Here is a 23,093-nt window from a genome sequence, read left to right as displayed (position 1 = left end):
GCCGCACAATAGACGTTTCCCTACACCAGATTGCCGGAGTTATCCCCATGGCCGAAATCAAGGAAGCACTTGTCCCCGATATCGGTGACTACAGCGATATCCCGGTAATCGAGGTGCTTGTCGCCGTCGGCGACACGGTCAAGAAGGACCAGGGCCTGGTGACGCTGGAAAGCGACAAGGCGACCATGGAAGTGCCGTCCTCGGTGGCTGGTGTGGTCAAGGAACTGAAGGTCAAGGTCGGCGACAGCCTGTCCGAAGGCAAGGTCGTGGCCCTGATCGAAGTGGCCGCAGGCGAAGCCGAAGCCGCCAAGCCGGCGGCTGCCGCGCCGGCACCGGCCAAGGCCGCTGCCCCGGCTGCCGCCACCCAGAGCGCACCGGCCCCGGCCGCAGCTGCGCCGGCCGCCCCGGCTGCCAGCGGTGGTGCGGTTGAAGCGCTGGTGCCGGATATCGGCGACTACGCCGGCATTCCGGTCATCGAAGTGCTGGTCGCCGTCGGCGACACGGTCAAGAAGGACCAGGGCCTGGTCACGCTGGAAAGCGACAAGGCCACCATGGAAGTGCCGTCGTCGGTGGCCGGCGTGGTCAAGGAGATCAAGGTCAAGGTCGGCGACACTCTGTCGCAGGGCAATGTGGTCGCCATCATCGAGGCCGAGGGCGCTGCCGCGCCGGCGCCGACCAAGGCGGCCGCTGCGGCCGCTCCGGCTGCCGCCGAGACCGCCACCAAGGTCGAGCCGGTCGCTGTGCCGGTGCAGCCGGACAAGCTGGCGGCCCGCGAGATCGCCTCGGCCGGTACCCCGTCCAGCCCGCCGGTGCAGTTCAACGCCGATGGCGTGCTGCCGGCCAAGGTGCCGTATGCCACCCCGGCGGTGCGTGTGTTCGCCCGCGAACTGGGCGTGGACCTGCTGCAGATCAACGGCACCGAGAAGGGTGGCCGCATCACCAAGGGTGACGTGCAGAAGTTCGTCAAGGCCGCGCTCAGTGGTGGCGTGCCGGCTGCCGGCGGTGCTGCTGTCGCTGCCGGTGGTGGCCTGAACCTGCTGCCGTGGCCGAAGGTCGACTTCAGCAAGTTCGGCGAGACCGAAGTGCAGCCGCTGTCGCGCATCAAGAAGATCTCGGGTGCGAACCTGGCCCGCAACTGGGCGATGATCCCGCACGTCACCCAGTTCGAGCAGGCCGACATCACCGACCTGGAAGGCCTGCGCGTGGCGCTGAACAAGGAGAACGAGAAGGCCGGCATCAAGCTGACCATGCTCGCCTTCCTGATCAAGGCCAGCGCCGCAGCGCTGAAGAAGTTCCCGGAGTTCAACGCCTCGCTCGATGCCAGCGGTGAAAACCTGACCCTGAAGAAGTACTTCCACATCGGCTTCGCCGCCGACACGCCGAACGGCCTGGTCGTGCCGGTGATCCGCGACGTGGACAAAAAGGGCGTGGTGCAGATCGCGCAGGAAACCGGCGAACTGGCCAAGAAGGCTCGCGACGGCAAGCTCGGCCCGGCCGACATGAGCGGCGGCTGCTTCTCGATCAGCTCGCTGGGCGGCATCGGCGGCACCGCGTTCACCCCGATCGTCAATGCACCGGAAGTGGCCATCCTCGGCATCTCCAAGTCGTCCATCCAGCCGGTCTGGAACGGCAAGGAATTCGCACCGAAGCTGATGCTGCCGCTGTCGCTGAGCTACGACCACCGCGTCATTGACGGCGCCCTGGCCGCACGCTTCACCACGTACCTGTCCCAGGTACTGGCCGACATGCGCCGCGTGCTGCTGTAAGGCACCCGCTTCGCCCCCACCGTGCGGCCGCAGCCCCTGGCGCGGCCGCGTGAACAGATGCAGTGACAGCCCACCGGCCATGCCGGGCGGGCATGAGGAAAACCCACCATGGCCACGATTGAAGTCAAGGTTCCCGACATCGGCGATTACAGCGATGTGCCGGTGATCGAAGTGTTGGTCGCCGTCGGCGACACGGTGAAGAAGGACCAGGGTCTGGTGACCCTGGAATCGGACAAGGCCACTCTGGAAGTGCCGTCCTCGGCTGCCGGCGTGGTCAAGGAAATCAAGGTCAAGCTGGGCGACACCCTGTCCGAAGGCGCCGTGGTCGTGCTGCTGGAGTCCGAAGGCGCCGCTGAAGCGCCGGCCAAGGCCGCTGCGCCGGCCCCGGCTGCGGCCGCTCCGGCCAGCAAGCCGCCGGTGACCCCGTCGCACCGCGCCCCGGCTGAACCGGCTGCACCGAAGCCGGCGCTGTCCAGTGGCAAGCCGGCCGACATCGAATGCGAAATGGTCGTGCTGGGCTCGGGCCCGGGCGGCTACACCGCCGCCTTCCGCGCCGCTGACGTCGGCCTGGATACGGTGCTGGTCGAGCGCTACGCCAGCCTCGGCGGCGTCTGTCTCAACGTGGGCTGCATTCCGTCCAAGGCACTGCTGCATGCTGCAGCAGTCATCGACGAAGTGGCCCATGCCGGTGATTTCGGCGTCGAGTTCGGCAAGCCGACCATCACCCTGGACAAGCTGCGCCAGTACAAGGAAAAGGTCGTCAACCAGCTGACCAAGGGCCTGGCTGGCATGGCCAAGCAGCGCAAGGTCCGCAGCGTGCAGGGCGTCGGCAAATTCGTTTCGGCCAACGAGCTGGAAATCACCGCTGCTGACGGCAGCACCCAGCTGCTGCGCTTCCAGAAGTGCATCATCGCCGCCGGTTCGCAGGCGGTGAAGCTGCCGAACTTCCCGTGGGACGACAAGCGCGTGATGGATTCCACCGACGCGCTGGAGCTGGCTGAAGTGCCGGCTTCGCTGCTGGTCGTCGGCGGCGGCATCATCGGCCTGGAAATGGCCACCGTGTACGGTGCGCTGGGCAGCAAGGTCACCGTGGTCGAGTTCATGGACCAGCTGATGCCGGGCGCCGACAAGGACCTGGTCAAGCCGCTGGCCGACCGCTTGAAGAAGCAGGGCATCGAAGTGCACCTGAAGACCAAGGCCTCGGGCGTCACCGCCGATGCCAAGGGCATCACCGTCACCTTCGAAGCTGCCGAGGAAGGCCAGGCGCCTGCGCTGGCGCAGGGCACCTTCGACCGTGTGCTGGTGGCCGTGGGCCGCTCGCCGAACGGCAGGAAGATCGATGCCGAAAAGGCCGGCGTGCAGGTCACCGACCGTGGCTTCATCCCGGTGGACCGCCAGATGCGCACCAACGTGCCGCACATCTTTGCCATCGGCGACATCGTCGGCAACCCGATGCTGGCCCACAAGGCCACGCACGAGGGCAAGCTGGCCGCTGAAGTGGCAGCCGGCCACAAGAAGGAGTGGGTCGCCCGCGTGATTCCGTCGGTGGCCTATACCAACCCGGAAATCGCCTGGGTTGGCGTGACCGAGACCGAAGCCAAGGCCAAGGGCCTGAAGGTCGGCGTGGCCAAGTTCCCGTGGGCCGCCAGTGGCCGCGCGATCGGCATCGGCCGCACCGAGGGCTTCACCAAGCTGATCTTCGACGAAGAAACCCACCGCATCATCGGCGGTGCGATCGTCGGCGTGCACGCCGGTGACCTGCTGGCCGAGATCGGCCTGGCCATCGAGATGGGTGCGGAAGCCGAAGACATCGGCCACACCATCCATGCCCATCCGACGCTGAGCGAGTCGGTGGCGATGGCGTCGGAAATCTACGACGGCACGATCACCGATCTGTACATGCCGAAGAAGAAGTAAGGCGCCCGCGCCGTTCCGAACGAAAAGCCCCGGTTTCTGCCGGGGTTTTTTGTTGGCTGCAGGAATGTCTTCGGCTGTTGTCATCGCGAGGGTCCGGGCCACTGCGCGGGTGGCAGGCATTTCGACAAATGTCCCCCGTCGCCCGCCTGTGGCGGTCGCCTCCTCCTTTACTTTGTCGAAACGCCCGCCACCCGCGCAGTGGCTCGGCTTGCGGACAGTCGAGAGCCACCGGCCAGGCCGTCTGGACGCCTGACACGCTCCCTCAAGCGCTCGACCAACCCGCTTCTGCTCTTCTGACAGGAACCCACAAAAAACGCGGCCCCGATGTTCCGGAGGCCGCGCCAGGAGAGAGGGTGCCGTGGAAGGGGCGGGGGATCAGAACACGAAGCTGATACCGGCCACCGGGCCCTTGAATTCCTGCTTCAGGCCGACAGTACCGTCGCTGCCCTTCTTGTCCACGTCCAGCTTGAACCAGTCGTAGCCGGCGAACACACCGAAGTTCTTGGTGAAGCGGTAATCGACGATGGCATTGGCGCGGCTCAGGTCGCCCTTGTAGTCATCGAAGCTGCCCCAGCGCGTGTTGAGGTACTGGCCCTGCAGCGTGATCATCCAGCGCTCGGACGGCGTGAAGGTCATGCGGGCGCCCACCACAGGTGCCACGCCATCGGCCTTCTCGTCGAGGAACTGGCCTTCGTACACCGTGCCCAGGTCGGCGTAGCCCTTGGTGCTGACCTTGGCGTATTCGCCACCGATCTGCAGGCCGAGGTCGAAGGTGTCGGTATCAACCACCGAGTAGTCATAGACCAGGCTGGCCACCTGGTACTTCAGCTCACCCTTCACGAAGCTGCCGGCCGGCACGTTCTCACCGCCGAAGGAAATGCCCTGGTCGAGGGTCTCGCGGCGGTCCTTGTCGTACTTGAAGTAGTTGAACAGGAGGCGCTGACGGTTGCTGATGCGGAACATGCCGTCGATGCGCGGCTCCCATTCCTTGCCACCCAGCTTGAAGTCCTGGTTCAGGGAGATGTCCTGGCCGGCCACGGTGGTGCTGCCGCGGAGGGTGTTGTCCGAATCGATGTTCATCGCACCCAGACGGATGGCAAAGCGGTCATCGCCTTCGGCGGCGTGGGCCGCATTGGCGAACGAGGCGCCGGCAGCGAGCAGGGAGAGGGCGAGCAGGGTGGGTACGGGGCGCATCGAAGAGTCCTTGCAGTGGTTCATCAGAATGAAAGCCACTGTGCCGGACAGGCCCGTCCACCATGCGTGAACGTATGGTCCATGGCATGTGTACGGTTCAGTGCTGTCGCGACGATGCAAAAAGATGGCCCCGGAGCCGGGCTTCGGGGCCATCGCGGGACCTGCGGGGCGGAGCCGACGAGGATGCTGCAGGCAGGTCAAATGATCGGACCGGCATGTCTGACGAAAGTTCCGCAGCCTGCGACCAAAGTTCAATAGTGCGTCGCAACATGGTGCGGACGTCATTGTCCCCCTGGTGGCACGCAAAAATGTAACCGTTACCGCAACTTGCGGCTTCCAGGGATGAACAGGGAGCGGTTGTCTCGCAAATTGTCCCATTGCTATAATTTGGCGGCTCGATGAGGCCCCCCTGCTGTAGCCGCCTCAGCCCTCCACTTGCAACCACGCGGGACGTCCTGTGCTGAACTCCGTTGATGCGGGTCGGCGACTGATGCTGCGCGCCGCGGTCTACCCGCTGGCCGCAGTGGCTGTCCTGGCCCTGGCCTTCCTGCTGGTAGGTCCGAAATACGCCCTCGGCGCGCTGGCGTCCGGTGTGGCCATTTCGGCCGGTGGCTGGGTGGCGGCACGGATGGCACTGGGCGGTGGGGCACTGGCCGCAGGATCGGCGATGGCTCGCCTGATCATTGCGATCGTGGCCAAGTGGGTCGTGGTTTTCGGCGTCCTGCTGGTGGGGTTCCTGGTCTTCAAGCTGCCTGCATTGGCGCTGTTGGCCGGTATCGCCGTCGGCTTGATGTTCCAGGTCCTGGCGATGGCCAGGCGTTGACAGAATTCAATTAACTGAAGGTTCCGGACACATGGCGGGCGAGGCTCTAACCCCTACCAGCTACATCCAGCATCACCTGCACAACCTGACCGCGCCGGTCGGCAAGGGTGAGGGTATGTTCTGGCATATCCACGTCGATACCTTCCTCACCGCGGTCCTGATGGGCCTGGTGATCGTTGTCGCGTTCTGGCTGGGCACCCGCAAGGCCACCGCCGGCGTGCCGGGCAAGTGGCAGGCCTTCGTTGAAATCTGCCTGGAGTTCGTCGACCGCCAGGCCAAGGACACCTACCACGGCAAGAGCAAGCTGGTCACGCCGATCGCCATCACCATCTTCTTCTGGATTCTGCTGATGAATCTGCTGAAGATGATCCCGGCCGATTTCATCGCCAAGCCGCTGGAATGGGCGGGCGTGCACTACTGGAAGCCGGTGCCGACCGCTGACGTCAATGCCACCCTGGGCATGGCCATCAGCGTGTTCTTCCTGATGCTGTTCTTCGCGCTCAAGTCCAAGGGCCTGGGCGGCTTCATCAAGGAATTCCTGACGGCCCCGTTCGGCAAGTGGATGATGCCGTTCAACCTGATCCTCAACATCGTCGAGTGGCTGAGCAAGCCGATCTCGCTGGCGATGCGACTGTTCGGCAACATGTTCGGCGGCGAAATCGTGTTCCTGCTGATCTGGGTGCTGGGTGGTGCCGGTTTCTTCGGTGCCATTGCCGGTGGTGTGTTCGGCCTCGGCTGGATGCTGTTCCACCTGCTGGTGATCCCGCTGCAGGCCTTCATCTTCATGATGCTGTCGATCGTGTACCTGAGCCTGTCGGAAGACGCTCACTGAGTTTCAAGCTTCAACGCGTTTCAACCTTCATCCGTTTCATCACCCTTAGCAACTTAAGTTCCTGGAGATAACCATGTACTTCGCCGTCCTGACCAACTTCGCGCAGATTCAGAGCTCCACCGCCCTTGCCGTCGGCATCATGATCGGCCTGGCCGCGCTGGGCGCCGGTCTGGGTCTGGCCATCATGGCTGGTAAGTTCCTGGAGTCGGCCGCCCGCCAGCCGGAACTGATCCCGGTCCTGCAGGTCCGCATGTTCATCACCGCCGGCCTGATCGACGCCGCGTTCATCATCTCGGTCGCCGTTGGCCTGCTGCTGGCCTTCGCCAACCCGCTGTCGGCTGCCTTCGCTGGCGCCGTCACCAAGGCTCTGGCCGGCTGATACAGCGGTTTGAGACGACCGGGTGCTGATGCACCCGGTTTCGGATGAAGGCCGGATGTGCCGCTACGGCGGCGCGTCCACCCCGAAACCAGCGATCGAGCTAACCATGAATATCAATTTCACCCTTCTTGCGCAGGCGCTGGCCTTCGCTGGTCTGATCTGGATCATCGCGACCAAGATCTGGCCGCCGCTGATGAACGCGATCGAAGAGCGCCAGCAGAAGATTGCTGAAGGCCTCGCTGCTGCCGACCGCAGCCAGAAAGATCTGGCCCAGGCGCAGGAGAAGGTCAACGAAGCGCTGAAGGAAGCACGCACCAAGGCCAACGAGATCATCGATCAGGCCCACGCGCGTGCCAACCAGATCGTTGATGCTGCCCGTAACGAAGCGATCACCGAAGCCACCCGTCAGAAGGAACTGGCCCAGGCTGAAATCGACGCCGCCGCCAACCGTGCCCGTGAAGATCTGCGCAAGCAGGTGTCCGCGCTGGCCGTGACCGGTGCCGAAAAGCTGCTCAAGCGCGAAATCGACGCCAACGCCCACAAGGCGCTGCTCGACGAGCTGGCCTCGGAGATCTAAGGATGAGCCAGGCCCTCACGCTTGCCCGCCCGTACGCCCGCGCCGCGTTCGCGACCGCGCGCGACGAAGGCGCGTTCGCGCCGTGGTCGGACGCCCTGGCGTTCTCCGCCCACGTCGCCGCCGACCCGCGCGTGGCGGCCCTGCTCGCCAACCCGGAGCTGGGTCGTGACGACGCCGTCGCCCTGCTGGCGCCGGTGTCCCACGGCGAGACCTACTCGCGCTTCCTGGCCATCCTGGCCGAATCGCATCGTCTGCCGCTGCTGCCGGAGATTTCCGGCATGTTCGACGCCCTGCGCGCCGAAGCCGAGCACGTGGTCAAGGCCACCGTCACCTCGGCCGCCGAACTGTCGGCCGGTGAGCTGGACGCGATCAAGGTCGCGCTGCGCAAGCGCTTCAACCGCGAGGTCGACGTGACCACCGCGGTCGATGCCTCGCTGATCGGCGGCGCCGTGATCGACGCCGGCGACGTGGTCATCGATGGTTCGCTGAAGGGCAAGCTGGCCCGTCTGCAGACCGCGCTCGCTAACTGAATTCATTTAACGTCCGGCCCCGCTGCCGGCACTAGGACTTGACGATGGCAACCACGCTCAACCCCTCCGAAATCAGCGAACTGATCAAGAACCGCATCGAGAAGGTCAAGCTGGCCGCGGAATCGCGCAACGAAGGCACCGTGACCAGCGTGTCCGACGGCATCGTGCGCATCTTCGGTCTGGCCGACGTGATGCAGGGCGAAATGATCGAACTGCCGAACAACACCTTCGCACTGGCCCTGAACCTGGAGCGCGACTCGGTCGGCGCCGTGGTGCTGGGTGACTACGAGCACCTGCGCGAAGGCGACGTCGCCAAGACCACCGGCCGCATCCTGGAAGTGCCGGTCGGTCCGGAACTGCTGGGCCGCGTCGTGAACGCGCTGGGCGAGCCGATCGACGGCAAGGGCCCGCTGGGCACCGACCTGACCGCTCCGGTGGAGCGTGTTGCGCCGGGCGTGATCTGGCGCAAGTCGGTCGACCAGCCGGTGCAGACCGGCTACAAGTCGGTCGACTCGATGATCCCGATCGGCCGTGGCCAGCGCGAGCTGATCATCGGTGACCGCCAGACCGGCAAGACCGCGATGGCGATCGATGCCGTGATCAACCAGAAGGGCACCGGCATCAAGTGCGTGTACGTTGCGATCGGCCAGAAGGCTTCGACCATCGCCAACATCGTGCGCAAGCTGGAAGAGAACGGCGCGCTGGCCCACACCATCGTGGTGGCCGCGACCGCTTCCGAATCGGCTGCCATGCAGTACATCAGCGCCTACTCGGGCTGCACCATGGGTGAGTACTTCATGGACCGCGGCGAAGACGCGCTGATCGTGTACGACGATCTGTCCAAGCAGGCTGTCGCCTACCGCCAGATCTCGCTGCTGCTGAAGCGCCCGCCGGGCCGTGAAGCCTACCCGGGTGACGTGTTCTACCTGCACTCCCGTCTGCTCGAGCGCGCTGCCCGCGTGTCCGAGGAGTACGTCGAGAAGTTCACCGAAGGCAAGGTCACCGGCAAGACCGGTTCGCTGACCGCGCTGCCGATCATCGAAACCCAGGCCGGCGACGTGTCCGCCTTCGTTCCGACCAACGTGATCTCGATCACCGACGGCCAGATCTTCCTGGAAACCGATCTGTTCAACGCCGGCATCCGCCCGGCCGTGAACGCCGGTATCTCGGTGTCGCGCGTCGGTGGCTCGGCCCAGACCAAGATCATCAAGAAGCTGTCGGGCGGCATCCGTATCTCGCTGGCCCAGTACCGCGAACTGGCTGCGTTCGCGCAGTTCGCCTCGGACCTGGACGAAGCGACCCGCAAGCAGCTGGAGCGTGGCCAGCGCGTCACCGAGCTGATGAAGCAGAAGCAGTACGCGCCGATGTCGATCGCCAACCAGGCACTGTCGATCTACGCCGTCAACGAGGGTTACCTCGACGACGTGCCGGTCAACAAGCTGCTGGCGTTCGAAGAAGGCCTGCACGCCCACTTCGCCAACACCCAGGGCGAGCTGGTCAGCAAGGTCAACGCCACCGGCGGTTGGGACAACGACATCGAAGGTGCCTTCAAGAAGGGCATCGCCGAGTTCAAGACCACCGGCAGCTGGTAATCGCGGTCCTGTAGAGCGGAGCCGCTGGCTCCGCTGGACCAGATGACAAACGGTTGAACAACGCGGGGCAGCAGCCCCGCGCCACGGGAAACAAGAGATGGCAAGCGGACGCGAAATCAAAACCAAGATCAAGAGCGTGCAGAACACCCGCAAGGTGACGCGCGCCCTGGAAATGGTCTCGGCCTCCAAGATCCGCAAGGCGCAGGATCGGATGAAGACCTCGCGTCCGTACGCGCAGGCGATGAAGCAGGTGATCGGTCACCTGGCCCAGGCCAGCACCGACTACCAGCATCCGTTCCTGGTCGAGCGCGAGCAGGTCAAGCGGGTCGGCTTCATCGTGATCTCCTCCGATCGCGGCCTGGCCGGCGGCCTGAACAACAACCTGTTCCGCAAGATGCTGGGCGAAGCCAAGGCATGGCAGGACAAGGGTGCGGAAGTGGACCTGGTGACCATCGGCCAGAAGGCTTCGACCTTCTTCCGCCGCGTGAAGGTCAACATGGTCGGCAGCGTGACCCACATCGGCGACGTGCCGAAGCTGGAATCGCTGATCGGTGTGATCAAGGTCATGCTCGACGCCTTCACCGAAGGCAAGATCGACCGCGTGTACCTGGTCTACAACCGCTTCGTGAACACCATGGTGCAGAAGGCCAGCTTCGATCAGCTGCTGCCGCTGCCGCCGGCTGAGAAGCAGGTCGCTCACCACGACTGGGACTACCTGTACGAACCCGATGCCGCGACCGTGCTCGAGCACGTGATGACGCGTTACATCGAGTCGCTGGTGTACCAGGCACTGCTGGAAAACGTCGCCTCCGAGCATGCGGCACGCATGGTTGCGATGAAGGCGGCGAGCGACAACGCCAACAAGCTGATCGGCACCCTGCAGCTCGTCTACAACAAGGCGCGCCAGGCAGCGATCACCCAGGAAATCTCCGAAATCGTCGGCGGCGCGGCAGCAGTCTGACCGCGTTCGTTCAAAGCACACATTAGAGGATGCAGCAATGAGTCAGGGCAAGATCGTTCAGATCATCGGCGCGGTCGTCGACGTCGAATTCCCGCGTGAATCGGTGCCGAAGGTGTACGACGCACTGAAGGTGGAAAACACCGAGATCACCCTCGAAGTCCAGCAGCAGCTGGGCGACGGCGTGGTGCGTACCATCGCCCTCGGTTCCACCGACGGCCTGAAGCGCAACCTGGTTGCCGTCAACACCGGCCGTGGCATCTCGGTGCCGGTCGGCGCCGGCACCCTGGGCCGCATCATGGACGTGCTCGGCCGTCCGATCGACGAAGCCGGCCCGGTGGCCGCCAGCGACAGCTGGGAAATCCACCGTGCGGCCCCGTCGTACGAAGACCAGTCCCCGGCCACCGAACTGCTGGAAACCGGCATCAAGGTCATCGACCTGATGTGCCCGTTCGCCAAGGGCGGCAAGGTCGGCCTGTTCGGCGGCGCCGGCGTCGGCAAGACCGTCAACATGATGGAGCTGATCAACAACATCGCCAAGGCGCACAGCGGTCTGTCCGTGTTCGCAGGCGTGGGTGAGCGTACCCGTGAGGGCAACGACTTCTACCACGAAATGAAGGACTCCAACGTCCTCGACAAGGTGGCGATGGTGTACGGCCAGATGAACGAGCCGCCGGGCAACCGTCTGCGCGTCGCCCTGACCGGCCTGACCATGGCCGAGTACTTCCGCGACGAGAAGGACGAAAACGGCAAGGGCAAGGACGTCCTGCTGTTCGTCGACAACATCTACCGCTACACCCTGGCCGGTACCGAAGTGTCGGCACTGCTGGGCCGCATGCCGTCCGCCGTGGGTTACCAGCCGACCCTGGCCGAGGAAATGGGCGTCCTGCAGGAGCGCATCACCTCGACCAAGAACGGTTCGATCACCTCGATCCAGGCCGTCTACGTTCCCGCGGACGACCTGACCGACCCGTCGCCGGCAACCACCTTCGCTCACCTGGACTCGACCGTTACCCTGTCGCGTTCGATCGCCTCGCTGGGTATCTACCCGGCCGTCGATCCGCTGGACTCCACCAGCCGCCAGATGGACCCGCTGGTCATCGGCCACGAGCACTACGACACCGCCCAGCGCGTCCAGCAGACCCTGCAGAAGTACAAGGAACTGAAGGACATCATCGCGATCCTGGGCATGGACGAACTGTCCGAAGAGGACAAGCAGGCCGTGTCGCGCGCCCGTAAGATCGAGCGATTCTTCAGCCAGCCGTTCCACGTGGCGGAAGTGTTCACCGGTTCGCCGGGCAAGTACGTGCCGCTGAAGGACACCATCCGTGGCTTCAAGGCCATCGTCGATGGCGAGTACGACCACCTGCCGGAGCAGGCGTTCTACATGGTCGGCGGCATCGAAGAAGCGGTCGAGAAGGCCAAGAAGATGGCCGAGAAGGCCTGATCCGGGGCGGGCGGGAGCGATCCTGCCCGACCTGACGCCGGCGCCCGGCAACCGCCCGCGCCGGTGGACTCCCACGGTGGCATTGCGCCGCCGCGAACAGCGAAGAGATTTGCATGAGCACGATCCGTTGCGACATCGTCAGCGCCGAGCAGGAAATCTTCCGTGGCGAAGCGACCCTGGTCGTGGCCACCGGTGAGCTGGGCGAACTGGGCATCGCGCCCAAGCACGCGCCGCTGATCACCCGCCTGAAGCCGGGCAAGGTGGTGGTGACCACGCCGAATGGCGAGCAGCTGGATTTCGCCATTTCCGGCGGCATCCTGGAAGTGCAGCCGCAGGTGGTGACCGTGCTGGCCGACACCGCGATCCGCGCGCAGGACATCGACGAAGCCTCGGTCCGCAAGGCCAAGGAAGAAGCCGAGCGCATCCTGGCCAACCGCGGTGAAGCCATGGAAGTGGCCGAAGCCCAGCAGAAGCTGGCCGAAGCCGTCGTCCAGCTGCAGGCCCTGGAACGCCTGCGCAAGACCCTCAAGCACTGAGGTTCCGCGCTGCATCCACGAAACGCCGGCCCTGCGCCGGCGTTTTTGTTCGGGTGGCTGGGTAGAGCCGACCGGGTAGATTCGACTGGGTAGAGTCGACTGTTAGTCGACTGCTCTACGTTAAGGCCGCGAAAATCCCGCGCTGCGCGCGTTAGTCGACTAACAGTCGACTCTACCAGTCCCGATCCCCGATCCCCGATCCCCAGTCCCGATCCCCGATCCCGATCCCGATCCTGGTGCCGTCTCAGCGATACACCACGGACCGCATCAGCAGGAACGACACACACGCCAGGCCGCCTTCCACCAGCGGTTTGGCAAGCCAGGTGTACTGCAGGCCCAGCGCATGGTCCACCAGGCTCACCAGCAATGTGCTCGCCACGGTGAGCAGCAGCCATAGACTGAAAAAGCGTGCAAATCGCTTCCATCCCAGCTTGCGGGTGCCGGCCTCGGCAAAGGTGTAGCGGCCGTTGAGCCAGAAGCCCAGCAGCATGCCGGCCAGGCGCCCGGCGATGTTGGCCGGCGCCACGGGCATGCCCAGTGCGGTGGTGACCACGAACACGAGCCAGTCGAGCAGCAGCTGCACGAGCCCGATGACGAGGTAGGCGCTTCCCTGGCGGACGAGGCTCATCGGCATGGCGAGGAGAGGAGGGATGCCCATGTTAACGGCGCACGCTCTAGAATCACCGGCAACGAACCACGGACCGCCGTTCCCATGACCCAACCCCTGCACGTCATCATCCTCGCTGCCGGCGCAGGCAAGCGCATGAAGTCGGTGCTGCCGAAGGTGCTGCAGCCGATCGCGGGCCAGCCGATGCTGGCGCACGTGATCGACGCGGCCCGTGAGCTCCAGCCGGCGGCGATCCACGTGGTCCATGGCCATGGCGGCGAGGCGGTGCGCCAGTACTTCGCCGGCCAGCCCGACCTGCAATGGGCCGAGCAGGCACAGCAGCTCGGCACCGGCCACGCGGTAGCGCAGGCGATGCCCCAGGTTCCCGACCTGGCGCAGGTGCTGGTCCTGTACGGCGACGTGCCGCTGATCCGTGCGCAGACCCTGCGCGACCTGCTCGCACAGCCGGGCCGGCTGGCGGTACTGGTGGCCGATGTCGATGACCCGACCGGATATGGCCGCGTGCTGCGCGATGCCGAGGGCAAGGTTGGCGCGATCATCGAGCAGAAGGACGCCACCGATGACCAGCTGCGCGTGCGTACGATCAATACCGGCATCATCGCCGCCGAATCGACTGCGCTGCGCCGGTGGCTGTCGCAGCTTTCCAACAGCAATGCACAGGGCGAGTACTACCTCACCGATGTCTTTGCGTTTGCCGCCCATGAATACACGCCGGCCGAAATGGCGCTGGTGGCCGACGCGCAGGAGGCCGAAGGAGCAAACGACCCCTGGCAGCTCTCGCAGCTGGAGCGTGCCTGGCAGCGTCGTGCGGTGCGGGCCTTGTGCGCACAGGGGGCGCGCGTGCGCGATCCCGCCCGGCTCGACATCCGCGGCACTGTCACCGTGGGCAGCGACGTGCTGATCGACGTCGATGTCGTGCTCGAGGGCAAGGTGGTGCTCGGCGACGGCGTCACCGTCGGTCCGTTCAACCATTTGAAGGACGTCAACCTTGGGCCGGGCACCGAAGTGCGTGCGCACTGCGATCTGGAGGGCGTGGTTACCGAGGGCGCCGCGCAGATCGGCCCGTTCGCGCGCCTGCGACCGGGCACCGTGCTGGCCGATGGCGTGCACGTCGGCAACTTCGTCGAGACCAAGAAGGTCACGCTGGGTGTGGGCAGCAAGGCCAATCACCTCACCTACCTGGGCGATGCGGTGATCGGCAGCAAGGTGAACATCGGCGCTGGCACCATCACCTGCAACTACGATGGCGTGAACAAGTCGACCACCACCATCGGCGACAACGCGTTCATCGGCTCCAACAGCTCGCTGGTGGCACCGGTGACCATTGGCGACGGCGCGACCATTGCCGCCGGTTCGGTCATCACCCGCAACGCGCCGGACGGCAAACTGACACTGGCGCGTGCCCGACAGGAAACCATCGATGGCTGGAAGCGCCCGCTCAAGAAGTCCTGAGCCCCGCATTCCCCGCGCCGATGAACTCGGTGTGCTGCCCGGCATCGAGCAGCGCGCCGGCGAGGTGTTGAGGGGCCATGAGGCCTATCCGGTGTTCGCCGGGCATGGCCTGGACCTGCCGACACTACAGGATGGCCTTGAACGCGGGCAGCTGTGGGTGGTGGATGCGGCAGACGGTGGCATCGCCGGCTATCTGCTTGCCGGCGAACTGGCAGGTGAGTTCCACGTGCTGCAGATGGATGTGGATCCTGCACACGCGCGGCAAGGTCATGGACGCACGTTGTTGCGCCATGCATTGGTACAGGCCCGGGCGAAAGGCTATCGCTCGGCCGTGCTGACCACGTTGTCCGACGTGCCGTGGAATGCGGCCTTCTATGCCAGTGAAGGGTTCGTCGCCGCCCCGGAGGCGGAGTGGGGTACAGGGCTGCAGGCGGTGATGGCCGAAGAGGCCGCGCTGGGGTTTCCGATGCATCTACGCGTGGCGATGCGGCAGGCCTGGTAGGTGCCGACCTCGGTCGGCAAATCCACGCATCGCGTGGATCTACCCGATCGGTCCGCTCAACCCACCGGCAGCAGGATCGACACGCACAACCCGCCATCGCTGCGGTTCTGCAGTGACACCCGTCCGCCGTGGGCCTCCACGATCTCCCGCGTCAGCGCCAGCCCCAGCCCGGTGCCATTGCGCTTGGTCGAATAGAAGGGCATCAGTGCGTTCTGCAGCACCTGCTCGTTCATGCCCTTGCCGCGGTCAAGCACGTCCAGGCGCAGCCACTGCGGCAGCCGGGTCAGCTGTACCTGCACATCGTCGTTGGGCGGCTCGGCTTCAGCGCAGGCTTCGTGCGCATTCTTCAGCAGGTTCAACAACGCCTGCCCGAACTGCGCGATGTCGATGCGGCTGCTCAGCTCCTCGTCCGGCTCACGTTCCATGCCGAACGGGATCTGCTGGCGCAGGCTGGACAGGAACGGCGCCCAGTGCACGGTCTGCAGCTGCGGCTGTGGCAGCTTGGCAAAGCGCGCATAGCCACGGATGAAGCCTTCCAGGTGGCGTGCGCGATCCTCGATGGTGGTGAAGATCTCGGGCAGCCGGTCAAAGCGTTCACGCTGCACCAGCACGCCGCCGGAATGGGCGAGCGAAGCAATCGGCGCCAGTGAGTTGTTGAGCTCGTGGCTGATCACCCGGATCACCTTCTTCCAGGTCTGCACTTCCTGGCGGCGCAGCTCGGCGGTCAACAGGCGCACCAGCAGCAGGTCGTGTGGGCGGCCGTTGAGCTGGAAGGCACGCCGCGAGAGGTGATAGACCTGCTCGTCATCCTCATCGCCGTCCTCCCCCTCGGCGTGCACCGCGAACAGGCTGTCACCGCCACGGGCGATGGCATCGCGCAGTTCCACCGGCACCTGTTCCAGCACGTCTTCCAGGCGCTGGCCTTCCAGCTTCCAGCCGCCGTGCAGCAGCTTGCGCGCGGCCAGGTTGGAGAACACCACGCGGGCGATGCCATCACCGCCGGAGGCGATCAACAGCATCGCAACCGGCGTGTTCTGCACCATGGTGTCCAGCAGCAGCTCACGTTGCACCAGGCCCTGCCGCTGCTCACGCAGTACATCACCCAGCTCCCGGTGTGCCTGCACCAGGTCGCCGAGCTCGTCATTGCCGGGCCAGTGCACGCCGAAGTTGTATTCGCCGTCGCGATAGCTGCTGGTGGTGCCCGCCAGGGCCCGCATCAGTGACCGCACCGGGGCGGTGGCCCGACGCAGGGTCCACCACATCAGTGACAGCAGGATCAGCGCCGACACCGTGGTCACCACCCAGCCATGGTCCATCCAGTAGGCCAGGAGCCACGGCAGTGCCGCAGCCAGTGCCAGCACCGGCAGCAGGCGCAGGAACAGGCGGAAAGTGAACGAGCGCCGCTTCATTCGCGTGGAATACCGTGGCGGTCCATGCGCCGGTACAGCGCCTGGCGGCTCAGGCCGAGCTCGGCGGCAGCCTGGGCGATGACGCCATGGTTGCGCGCCAGCACATCCTCGATGCGTGCGCGGTCGGGATCATTGCCTGCGCTGGGTGCCGGTCGTGGTGCGGCGGCTGCGCGCGGCAGGTTGAGATCGGCCACTTCGATGCGGTTGCCGGTGGCCAGCAGTTCGGCACGCTGGATCACGTTGCGCAGCTCGCGCACGTTGCCTGGCCAGGGGTGCCGCTGCAGTGCTGCGGTGGCGGCGCTGGACAGCGGCTTGCCAGCGGTCAGGAATCGCTCGGCCAGCGGCACGATGTCGCCCGGGCGGTCGGCCAGCGGCGGCAGCACCAGTTCCACCGTGTTGAGGCGGTAATAGAGATCTTCGCGGAAGGTACCCTCGCGGATCATCGCCGGCAGGTCGGCATTGGTCGCGCTGACCACGCGGACCTTGACCTGGCGCTCGCGGTTGGAACCCAGGCGCTCGAAGCGGCCGGTTTCCAGCACGCGCAGCAGCTTCATCTGCCCGCCCAGCGACAGGTTGCCGATCTCATCCAGGAACAGGGTGCCACCATCGGCGGCCTCGAACTTGCCTTCGCGCGCCTTGTTGGCGCCGGTATACGCACCGGCCTCGGCACCGAACAGTTCGGCTTCGATCAGTTCCGAGGGCAGCGCGCCACAGTTGACCGCCACGAACGGGCCCTTGGCCACCAGCGAATTGGCCTGGATGATCTGCGCGATCTTCTCCTTGCCGGCACCGTTCGCGCCGGTGATCAGTACCGGCAGTTCCGAGCGTGCGACCTGGCAGGCGAGGGCGATGACGCGCTCGCTGGCGGGGTCGGCGAAGACCGCGCCGCACAGGTCGTACTTCTCTTCCAGCGCGTTGCGCTGGTGCAGTTCACGGCTGCGGCGCCGGTCCAGTTCGCGGCGTGCCTCGGACAGTTCCAGCAGGTTGTTGACCGTGGTCATCAGCTTGCGGTCGTCCCAGGGCTTGGCCAGGTAGTCGGCCGCACCGGCCTTGACCAGGTCCACCGCACTGCTCAGGTGGGTCCAGGCGGTCAGCAGGATCACCGGCAGGTCCGGATGGCGCGCACGGATCTGCGCGAACAACGCTTCGCCCTCCTCACCGGAGGTGGTGTCCTCGCTGAAGTTCATGTCCTGGATCACCAGATCGACCGGCTGCGACTCGAGCAGGGCCAGCCCATCGGCGGGCGTGTGCGCCTGCAGGGTGTCGATGTCGTGCAGGGAGAACAGCACGTCCAGCGCAGTACCCACGCTGGCGTTGTCGTCGATGATCAGGATCGCAGGCATCAAGCGGTTCTGCAGAAAGGGATGGGCGGCGCCGATGGAGCCGTTCGTGTCCACGCACCGGGAGAGCCCGGCGCCACCCATCAAGCATAGCCAAACCTGTGGCCGTGCAGGAGCGGATGATGCTCAGCGCCTGGGTGGGGCTGGCGCAGGTGGTGGCGCGGGTGGTGGCGGGACCTCCAATGCCTGTCGCCACGCAGCGGCGTTGACCGCCACCGTCAGTTCGCGCTTGTCGCGGCGCAGCAACAGATAGGCGCTGGCCGCGTGGGAATGGCGCAGTGCCTCGGCCAGATGTTCAACCCGGCGCACCGCCGTGTCGTCTACGCGGAGGATGCGATCGCCACTGCGCACGCCGAAGCGCACTTCCGGGCTGGCGGCCTCCACATGCACCTGGCCTTCGGTCGAGCGCAGCGACAGCCGCGCTCCATCCCGGCGCCATTCCAGCGTCTGTGCGCTGCCACCACCGGCCAGCGCCGGCAGGGGCAGGAGCAGCATCAGGCACATCGCGCAGGCACGCATCTCACGCGCCCCGCGTGGCGACCGCAGGCGGTACCGCCGCCGCACGCCGTGCCGGACCGAACACCGCAATCTGGCCCAGTATCCACAGCAGCAGCGCACCCAGCGGCAGGTAGTACAGCGGCATGCGCGGCAGCTCGTACAGGTTCATCAGGGCCAGGTTGATCGCGTACGCCGCCAGCATGCCCAGCACGATGCCCAGCGAGGCCAGCAGGAAGTTCTCGGTCTGGAAGTAGCGCAGGATCTGCCCGCGGGTGGCGCCCAGCGCACGGCGGATGCCGATCTGCTTGCTGCGCTGCTGCACCCAGAAGCTGGCCAGGCCGATGATGCCCAGCGCAGTGACCACCAGCAGCGAGATGCTGACGGTGATCAGCAGGCCAACCATCGCGCGGTCGTTCTTGAAGAAATCCTTGCGCTGGTCTTCATAGGTCAGCTTGTCGCGCATCAGGCGGTTGGGGTCGTTGCGCTCCAGCGCGGCGGCACCGGCATCGAGCACCTCCTGGCGGCGTTCCGGCGAAGTGCGCAACACGTAGGTGCCACCCTTGTCGAAGCTGACCCGGATCGGCAGCAGCATCGAGTTGGTCCAGTTGTCATTCCAGCCATTGGGCGTGCTGAGCGTGTCGACGATGCCGACCACATGCAGCGACTGCTTGCCCATGTAGTAGGTCTTGCCCAGGGCGCTGCCGTTGGGCTCCATCTTGGCGGCGGTGGCCTGGGTGAGGATGACCGGGATGGCCTTTTCCTTGGCGCCACCCTTGCTGACGTCTTCGAAGTTCTGGTACTCGTCGGGCAGGAAATCGCGGCCAGCGATCAGATTGATGCCCATCGTGGCCAGCCCGTTCTCGGACAGGGTGTACATCGAAGCGTTGGTGGTCGGCCGTTCCTGGTCGATCACCCGCGAGATGCTGCTGCTGGAGGAGCCGTTGCGGAAGGGAACCTGGTTGATGATGGTGACGTTGCTGACGCCGGGAATCGCGCGCAGCGATGCCAGGTCCTCGCGGGTGCGGGACATGGCGTCGGTCTGCTTGCCGATGCCGCTGACGCGCAGCATCACCAGTTCGCTCTCGGCGATACCACTGGGCATGCTGATTTTCTCCACGCGCTGGCTGACCAGGAACAGCGCGTTGCAGACGATGGCGCAGGTCAGTGCGACTTCCAGCACGATCAGGGCGGCAGCGGTCTTGTGCCGGCGCAGCGTGCTGAGGATGGGGCGGATGTCCATGGGAGTCCTCGTTCGGGTGCTTACTGCGACTTGAGCTGGATGGCCGGGGTGACCTGCATCGCGCGCCAGGCGGGCAGGAATCCGGCGGCGAGGCTGGCGAACAGGGTCAGGCCCAGCGCGAGCAGCAGCATGTTGCCGTCCAGGTGGGCCAGCTTTGCGTATTCCACCGGCTGCTGGCGCACCGCGAACAGGCCAAGCAGGGCCAGGCCGATACCCAGCACGCCACCGACCACGCCCACCGCGCCGGCTTCCACCAGGCACTGCAGGAAGATCTGGCCACGGCTGGCACCGAGTGCACGGCGCACGCCGATCTCACCACTGCGGCGCAGGAACTTGGCCAGCAGCAGGCCTACCGTGTTGACCAGGCAGACACCGAGGAAGCCCAGCGCCAGCCACAGCTGCAGGCGCACGTCGCTGGGCACTGCACCATTGAAGTCCAGCCATTCCATCACGGTGCGCAGGCGCACGTTCGGCGGATGCTTGAAGCGGCCGGCCTCGCGCTGCTGGGTCGAGTAGTTCTCCAGGTAGCGGCGGTAGTCGCCGGCCTTGGCCGGGTCCATTTCCACCCAGTACTGCAGCCACGCGCACGGGGCATTGAGCGAGTAGCTGTTGCCGTCGGGGTTTTCGCCGAAGCAGTTCATGTTGCCGTTGTTGCCGAGCTTCAGGTCGAACGAGGTAGAGATCGGCAGCAGCAGGTCTTCGTTCTTGCCGTAGCTGCCGGTGGTCAGGTCGTAGAAGTGCGGCTCCGGGCTCCATTCCTTCATCACGCCGACGATGCGGTAACTCTGGCCTTCCATGCGCAGGTCGCGGCCCACGCTGTTGGCGCCCTGGTACAGCTTGTCGTTGAGCGCCTTGGAGATGACCACCACGCGTGCGCGGCCTTCATCGTCCTCGCGCGTCCAAGGGCGGCCGTACTGCATGGGCACCTCGAACATCGGGAAGAAATCGGCCGAGGTCCAGCGGGTGTCGATGCTGAAGGGCTTGAGCGTGCTGTTGTCCGGTTCGATGGTGCCGCCGCCGCCGCTCATCAGCGCCTGGCGTTCACCCTTGGCTTCGCGCAGCAGCGCTTCACCGTCGAAGCGGGTCAGCTGGGTTTCCGGTTCCTCGCCGGCGACATAGGCGCCGGTCGCGGCATCGAGCTGCACGTAGAACAGGCGGTCACTCTTGCCCGGAATCGGGTCGCCGGACAGCACGTGGAATACGGTCAACGTGGTCATCGAGGCGCCGATGCCGAGCGCGATGGCGATCACCATCAGCGCGGTCAGGACCTTGTTGCGGCGGAAACTGCGCGCCGCCAATCGGGCGTAGTAGGCGAACATGGTCGGGCCCTCACTCGTTGACGGCGACGATGTGGCGCAACGGCGTGGCCAGCACCGGCTCGCGCACCAGGTCGGTCACCTGGCCATCGACGATGTGCACGTTGCGCTGCGCACGCGCGGCCAGTTCCGGGTCGTGGGTGACCATCACGATGGTGGTGCCGGCGGCGTTGATCTCCTCCAGCAGCTCCATCACGCCCCGGGCCATCTGCGTATCCAGATTGCCGGTCGGTTCGTCGGCCAGCAGCAGGCGCGGGCTGCCGGCCAGCGCACGCGCGATGGCCGCGCGCTGCTGCTGGCCACCCGACAGTTCATTCGGGTAGTGCTTCATGCGCGAGCCCAGGCCGACCTGGGTCAGTGCCTTCTCGATGCGTTCGCGGCGCTCGTTGGCGCTCATCCTGCGATAGCGCAGCGGAACGTCGACGTTGTCGAACAGGTTCAGGTCGGGGATCAGGTTGAAGCCCTGGAAGATGAAGCCGATCTTCTGGTTGCGCAGGCGGCTGCGGGCGTCGTCGCCCAGCGTGCTCACGTCCTGGCCGTCCAGCATGTAGGTACCGCTGGTGAAGGTTTCCAGCAGGCCGGCGATGTTGAGGAAGGTGGTCTTGCCGGAGCCGGACGGGCCGGTGACCGCGACGAACTCACCTTCCTTGACCTGCAGTTCCAGCGAGCGCAGTGCGTGGGTTTCCACCTGTTCGGTGCGGAAGACCTTGGCGACCGAACGCATTTCGAGCATGTACATGGGGTGTCCTCTCTCCAGGATTCAGGTATCAGGTATCAGTTGACGGAGACGCGTTCGGCGTCCTTGAACAGGTCGCTGCCGGAGACCACGATGCGGTCGCCCGGCTGCACACCCGACTTGATTTCCACTTCGCCCAGGCTGCTGACGCCCAGTTCCACCGGACGGCGCACGGCGGTGCGGCCATCCATCACGTAGGCCATGCCATTGCCCTGTTCGACGAACGGGCCACGCTCGACCTTCAGCACGTTCTTGCGGGTATCGAGCAGCACGCGCACCGACATCCGTTGGCTCTGGCGCAGGCCTTCCGGCTGCGCACTGGCAAAGCGCACGCGGGCGTTGACCTCGCCGTTGACCACTTCCGGCGACACCGCGCTGATCTCGCCCGGGAAGGACTTGCCGTTGCCGCCGGTCAGCTGGGCCGGCATGCCGATCGCCAGGTCGCGGGCGAAGCTTTCCGGCACCTTGATCTCGACTTCGAACTTGGACAGGTCGACCACGCCCAGCACCGGTGCATTGGCGGCCAGGTTGGTGGACTGGACGGCCTGCACCTGGCCGACCTGGCCATCGAACGGCGCGCGCAGGGTCAGTGCATCGACCTGGCGTTGCACCTCGGCCACCACGGCCTTCTGGCGGTCGGCCAGCAGGCGCTTGTTGCGGGCATCCAGGTCCGCGCCCTGGCTCTGCAGGCGCGCATCGGTGGTGGCGTTGGCCAGGGTGATGTCGGCCTTCTTCAGCGAGTCCTTGGCCTTGGCCAGGTCGATCTGCGGCACCGCACCGCCGTCGTAGCCGCGCTGGTAGCGCTGCAGGTCGCGGTCGGCGGCCTGCCGTTCGATCGTGGCCTGGTCGGTTTCCTTGCGCGACTTGGCGCGGGCCAGGGTCGCGTCCAGCGCGGCGCGGCTGGCCTCGGCTTCCAGGCCCGCCAGCGTTGCCTGTTCCTGGGCCAGCTTGCTGCGCAGCTCCGGGCTGTCGATGATCGCCAGCTCCTGGCCCTTTTTGACCACGTCACCGGCGACCACCTTCAGGTCCACGGTGCCCGCAGAGATGGCATACAGGACCGGGCTGTTGGCGGCGATCACGCGGCCGTCGGCGGCGATGTCACGGACCAGGTCGCCCCGCTTCACTTCGGCGATGCGCACGCGGCTGCTGTCGAAGGAGCGGCTGGCATTGGACCAGGCGTGCACGGCCCAGCCGATGCCGGCGAGCAGGGCGATCGTGCCCAGCGCCGGCCAACGGTAACGGAGCCAGTTGGCGCGCGGAGCGCTGGCCGGAGCGGAGGAAACGATCTGGTCCTGGGCGGAAGTGTCGCGGATCATCGGGTGCGTGCCTGACGGTGGTAGCCAGTACCAAGCACGTAGCGTGCCAACTTTAATTCCTTATGGGTCAATGAGTTGGGGTGTGATGTGAAGTGTCCGGGTGTC

The 23,093-nt window shown here is 65.7% G+C and carries 22 protein-coding genes; 13 read left to right on the top strand and 9 right to left on the bottom strand.

From position 1 onward, the window contains the following. The first annotated feature begins 47 nt into the window (after nucleotides 1-47). Together aceF and lpdA are read left to right on the top strand one after the other, a co-directional pair. On the top strand, nucleotides 48-1,766 hold the full coding sequence (gene aceF / locus O0K41_RS10730; RefSeq protein ID WP_164223112.1) for a dihydrolipoyllysine-residue acetyltransferase: 1,719 nt from the start codon (nucleotides 48-50) through the stop codon (nucleotides 1,764-1,766). Between the two features lie 108 nt (nucleotides 1,767-1,874). Continuing rightward, a complete protein-coding gene (gene lpdA / locus O0K41_RS10725; RefSeq protein ID WP_099606027.1) occupies nucleotides 1,875-3,683 on the top strand; it encodes a dihydrolipoyl dehydrogenase in 1,809 nt (602 codons plus the stop codon). A gap of 375 nt (nucleotides 3,684-4,058) precedes the next feature. On the opposite strand, the gene O0K41_RS10720 is transcribed toward lpdA, so the two are convergent. Beyond that, nucleotides 4,059-4,877 (bottom strand): hypothetical protein, encoded by an 819-nt coding sequence (locus O0K41_RS10720; RefSeq protein ID WP_032967007.1) that lies wholly within the window; start codon nucleotides 4,875-4,877, stop codon nucleotides 4,059-4,061. Between the two features lie 457 nt (nucleotides 4,878-5,334). Between O0K41_RS10720 and O0K41_RS10715 the strand changes: the two genes are divergently transcribed. The 9 genes from O0K41_RS10715 (at nucleotide 5,335) to O0K41_RS10675 (ending at nucleotide 12,551) form a co-directional block, all read left to right on the top strand. After that, the gene (locus O0K41_RS10715) at nucleotides 5,335-5,700 is read left to right on the top strand and encodes a hypothetical protein (RefSeq protein WP_006394654.1); all 366 of its coding nucleotides are present in this window, start codon (nucleotides 5,335-5,337) and stop codon (nucleotides 5,698-5,700) included. Between the two features lie 31 nt (nucleotides 5,701-5,731). Next, a complete protein-coding gene (gene atpB, locus O0K41_RS10710; RefSeq protein WP_005411134.1) occupies nucleotides 5,732-6,532 on the top strand; it encodes a F0F1 ATP synthase subunit A in 801 nt (266 codons plus the stop codon). Between the two features lie 73 nt (nucleotides 6,533-6,605). Next, nucleotides 6,606-6,911, top strand: a complete 306-nt coding sequence (atpE, locus tag O0K41_RS10705) for a F0F1 ATP synthase subunit C (protein ID WP_005411133.1) — start codon at nucleotides 6,606-6,608, stop codon at nucleotides 6,909-6,911. A gap of 106 nt (nucleotides 6,912-7,017) precedes the next feature. Next, nucleotides 7,018-7,488, top strand: coding sequence for a F0F1 ATP synthase subunit B (locus O0K41_RS10700; RefSeq protein ID WP_005419512.1), 471 nt, complete (start codon nucleotides 7,018-7,020; stop codon nucleotides 7,486-7,488). A 2-nt stretch (nucleotides 7,489-7,490) separates the two neighbouring features. After that, complete coding sequence (locus O0K41_RS10695) at nucleotides 7,491-8,018, top strand: F0F1 ATP synthase subunit delta (RefSeq protein WP_005411131.1); 528 nt, start codon at nucleotides 7,491-7,493, stop codon at nucleotides 8,016-8,018. Between the two features lie 44 nt (nucleotides 8,019-8,062). Further along, the gene (atpA, locus tag O0K41_RS10690; RefSeq protein ID WP_005411130.1) at nucleotides 8,063-9,610 is read left to right on the top strand and encodes a F0F1 ATP synthase subunit alpha; all 1,548 of its coding nucleotides are present in this window, start codon (nucleotides 8,063-8,065) and stop codon (nucleotides 9,608-9,610) included. Nucleotides 9,611-9,707: 97 nt separating this feature from the next. Next, nucleotides 9,708-10,571: a F0F1 ATP synthase subunit gamma gene (gene atpG, locus O0K41_RS10685; RefSeq protein WP_005411129.1), complete on the top strand. Its 864-nt coding sequence runs from the start codon at nucleotides 9,708-9,710 to the stop codon at nucleotides 10,569-10,571. A 37-nt stretch (nucleotides 10,572-10,608) separates the two neighbouring features. After that, nucleotides 10,609-12,015: a F0F1 ATP synthase subunit beta gene (gene atpD / locus O0K41_RS10680; protein WP_005411128.1), complete on the top strand. Its 1,407-nt coding sequence runs from the start codon at nucleotides 10,609-10,611 to the stop codon at nucleotides 12,013-12,015. A 113-nt stretch (nucleotides 12,016-12,128) separates the two neighbouring features. Beyond that, complete coding sequence (locus O0K41_RS10675) at nucleotides 12,129-12,551, top strand: F0F1 ATP synthase subunit epsilon (RefSeq protein ID WP_005411127.1); 423 nt, start codon at nucleotides 12,129-12,131, stop codon at nucleotides 12,549-12,551. 244 nt (nucleotides 12,552-12,795) lie between these two features. Here O0K41_RS10675 and O0K41_RS10670 read toward each other — a convergent pair whose 3' ends face one another. After that, a complete protein-coding gene (locus tag O0K41_RS10670) occupies nucleotides 12,796-13,179 on the bottom strand; it encodes a GtrA family protein (protein WP_099605175.1) in 384 nt (127 codons plus the stop codon). Nucleotides 13,180-13,263: 84 nt separating this feature from the next. Between O0K41_RS10670 and glmU the strand changes: the two genes are divergently transcribed. After that, entirely contained in the window at nucleotides 13,264-14,631 is a 1,368-nt protein-coding gene (glmU, locus tag O0K41_RS10665) for a bifunctional UDP-N-acetylglucosamine diphosphorylase/glucosamine-1-phosphate N-acetyltransferase GlmU (RefSeq protein WP_308304504.1), read from the top strand. Next, nucleotides 14,600-15,133, top strand: coding sequence for a GNAT family N-acetyltransferase (locus O0K41_RS10660; protein WP_099605173.1), 534 nt, complete (start codon nucleotides 14,600-14,602; stop codon nucleotides 15,131-15,133). The genes glmU and O0K41_RS10660 overlap by 32 nt, the downstream gene beginning before the upstream one ends. A gap of 56 nt (nucleotides 15,134-15,189) precedes the next feature. On the opposite strand, the gene O0K41_RS10655 is transcribed toward O0K41_RS10660, so the two are convergent. From O0K41_RS10655 to O0K41_RS10625, 7 genes are all read right to left on the bottom strand, one after another. Continuing rightward, entirely contained in the window at nucleotides 15,190-16,542 is a 1,353-nt protein-coding gene (locus O0K41_RS10655) for an ATP-binding protein (protein WP_024957073.1), read from the bottom strand. Continuing rightward, nucleotides 16,539-17,885 carry a sigma-54 dependent transcriptional regulator gene (locus O0K41_RS10650; RefSeq protein WP_012481316.1) on the bottom strand — a complete coding sequence of 449 codons (1,347 nt, stop codon included), beginning with the start codon at nucleotides 17,883-17,885 and terminating at the stop codon, nucleotides 16,539-16,541. Before O0K41_RS10650 ends, O0K41_RS10655 begins: the two co-directional genes overlap by 4 nt. A 123-nt stretch (nucleotides 17,886-18,008) precedes the next feature. Continuing rightward, a complete protein-coding gene (locus tag O0K41_RS10645) occupies nucleotides 18,009-18,386 on the bottom strand; it encodes a PDZ domain-containing protein (protein WP_169449123.1) in 378 nt (125 codons plus the stop codon). Between the two features lie 16 nt (nucleotides 18,387-18,402). Continuing rightward, a complete protein-coding gene (locus tag O0K41_RS10640; RefSeq protein WP_005411120.1) occupies nucleotides 18,403-19,620 on the bottom strand; it encodes an FtsX-like permease family protein in 1,218 nt (405 codons plus the stop codon). A 20-nt stretch (nucleotides 19,621-19,640) separates the two neighbouring features. Beyond that, nucleotides 19,641-20,939, bottom strand: coding sequence for an ABC transporter permease (locus tag O0K41_RS10635; RefSeq protein WP_043035642.1), 1,299 nt, complete (start codon nucleotides 20,937-20,939; stop codon nucleotides 19,641-19,643). Between the two features lie 10 nt (nucleotides 20,940-20,949). Continuing rightward, complete coding sequence (locus O0K41_RS10630) at nucleotides 20,950-21,675, bottom strand: ABC transporter ATP-binding protein (protein WP_005411118.1); 726 nt, start codon at nucleotides 21,673-21,675, stop codon at nucleotides 20,950-20,952. Between the two features lie 35 nt (nucleotides 21,676-21,710). Next, complete coding sequence (locus O0K41_RS10625) at nucleotides 21,711-22,988, bottom strand: efflux RND transporter periplasmic adaptor subunit (protein WP_308304503.1); 1,278 nt, start codon at nucleotides 22,986-22,988, stop codon at nucleotides 21,711-21,713. Nucleotides 22,989-23,093 lie beyond the last annotated feature (105 nt).

Origin of the sequence: Stenotrophomonas sp. Sm2128 (genome assembly GCF_030985535.1) — a bacterium.
In the GTDB taxonomy this organism is placed as follows: domain Bacteria; phylum Pseudomonadota; class Gammaproteobacteria; order Xanthomonadales; family Xanthomonadaceae; genus Stenotrophomonas; species Stenotrophomonas maltophilia.
The sequence above is the reverse complement of the archived record's forward strand: the minus strand, read 5'-3'. Positions and strand labels throughout refer to the sequence as shown.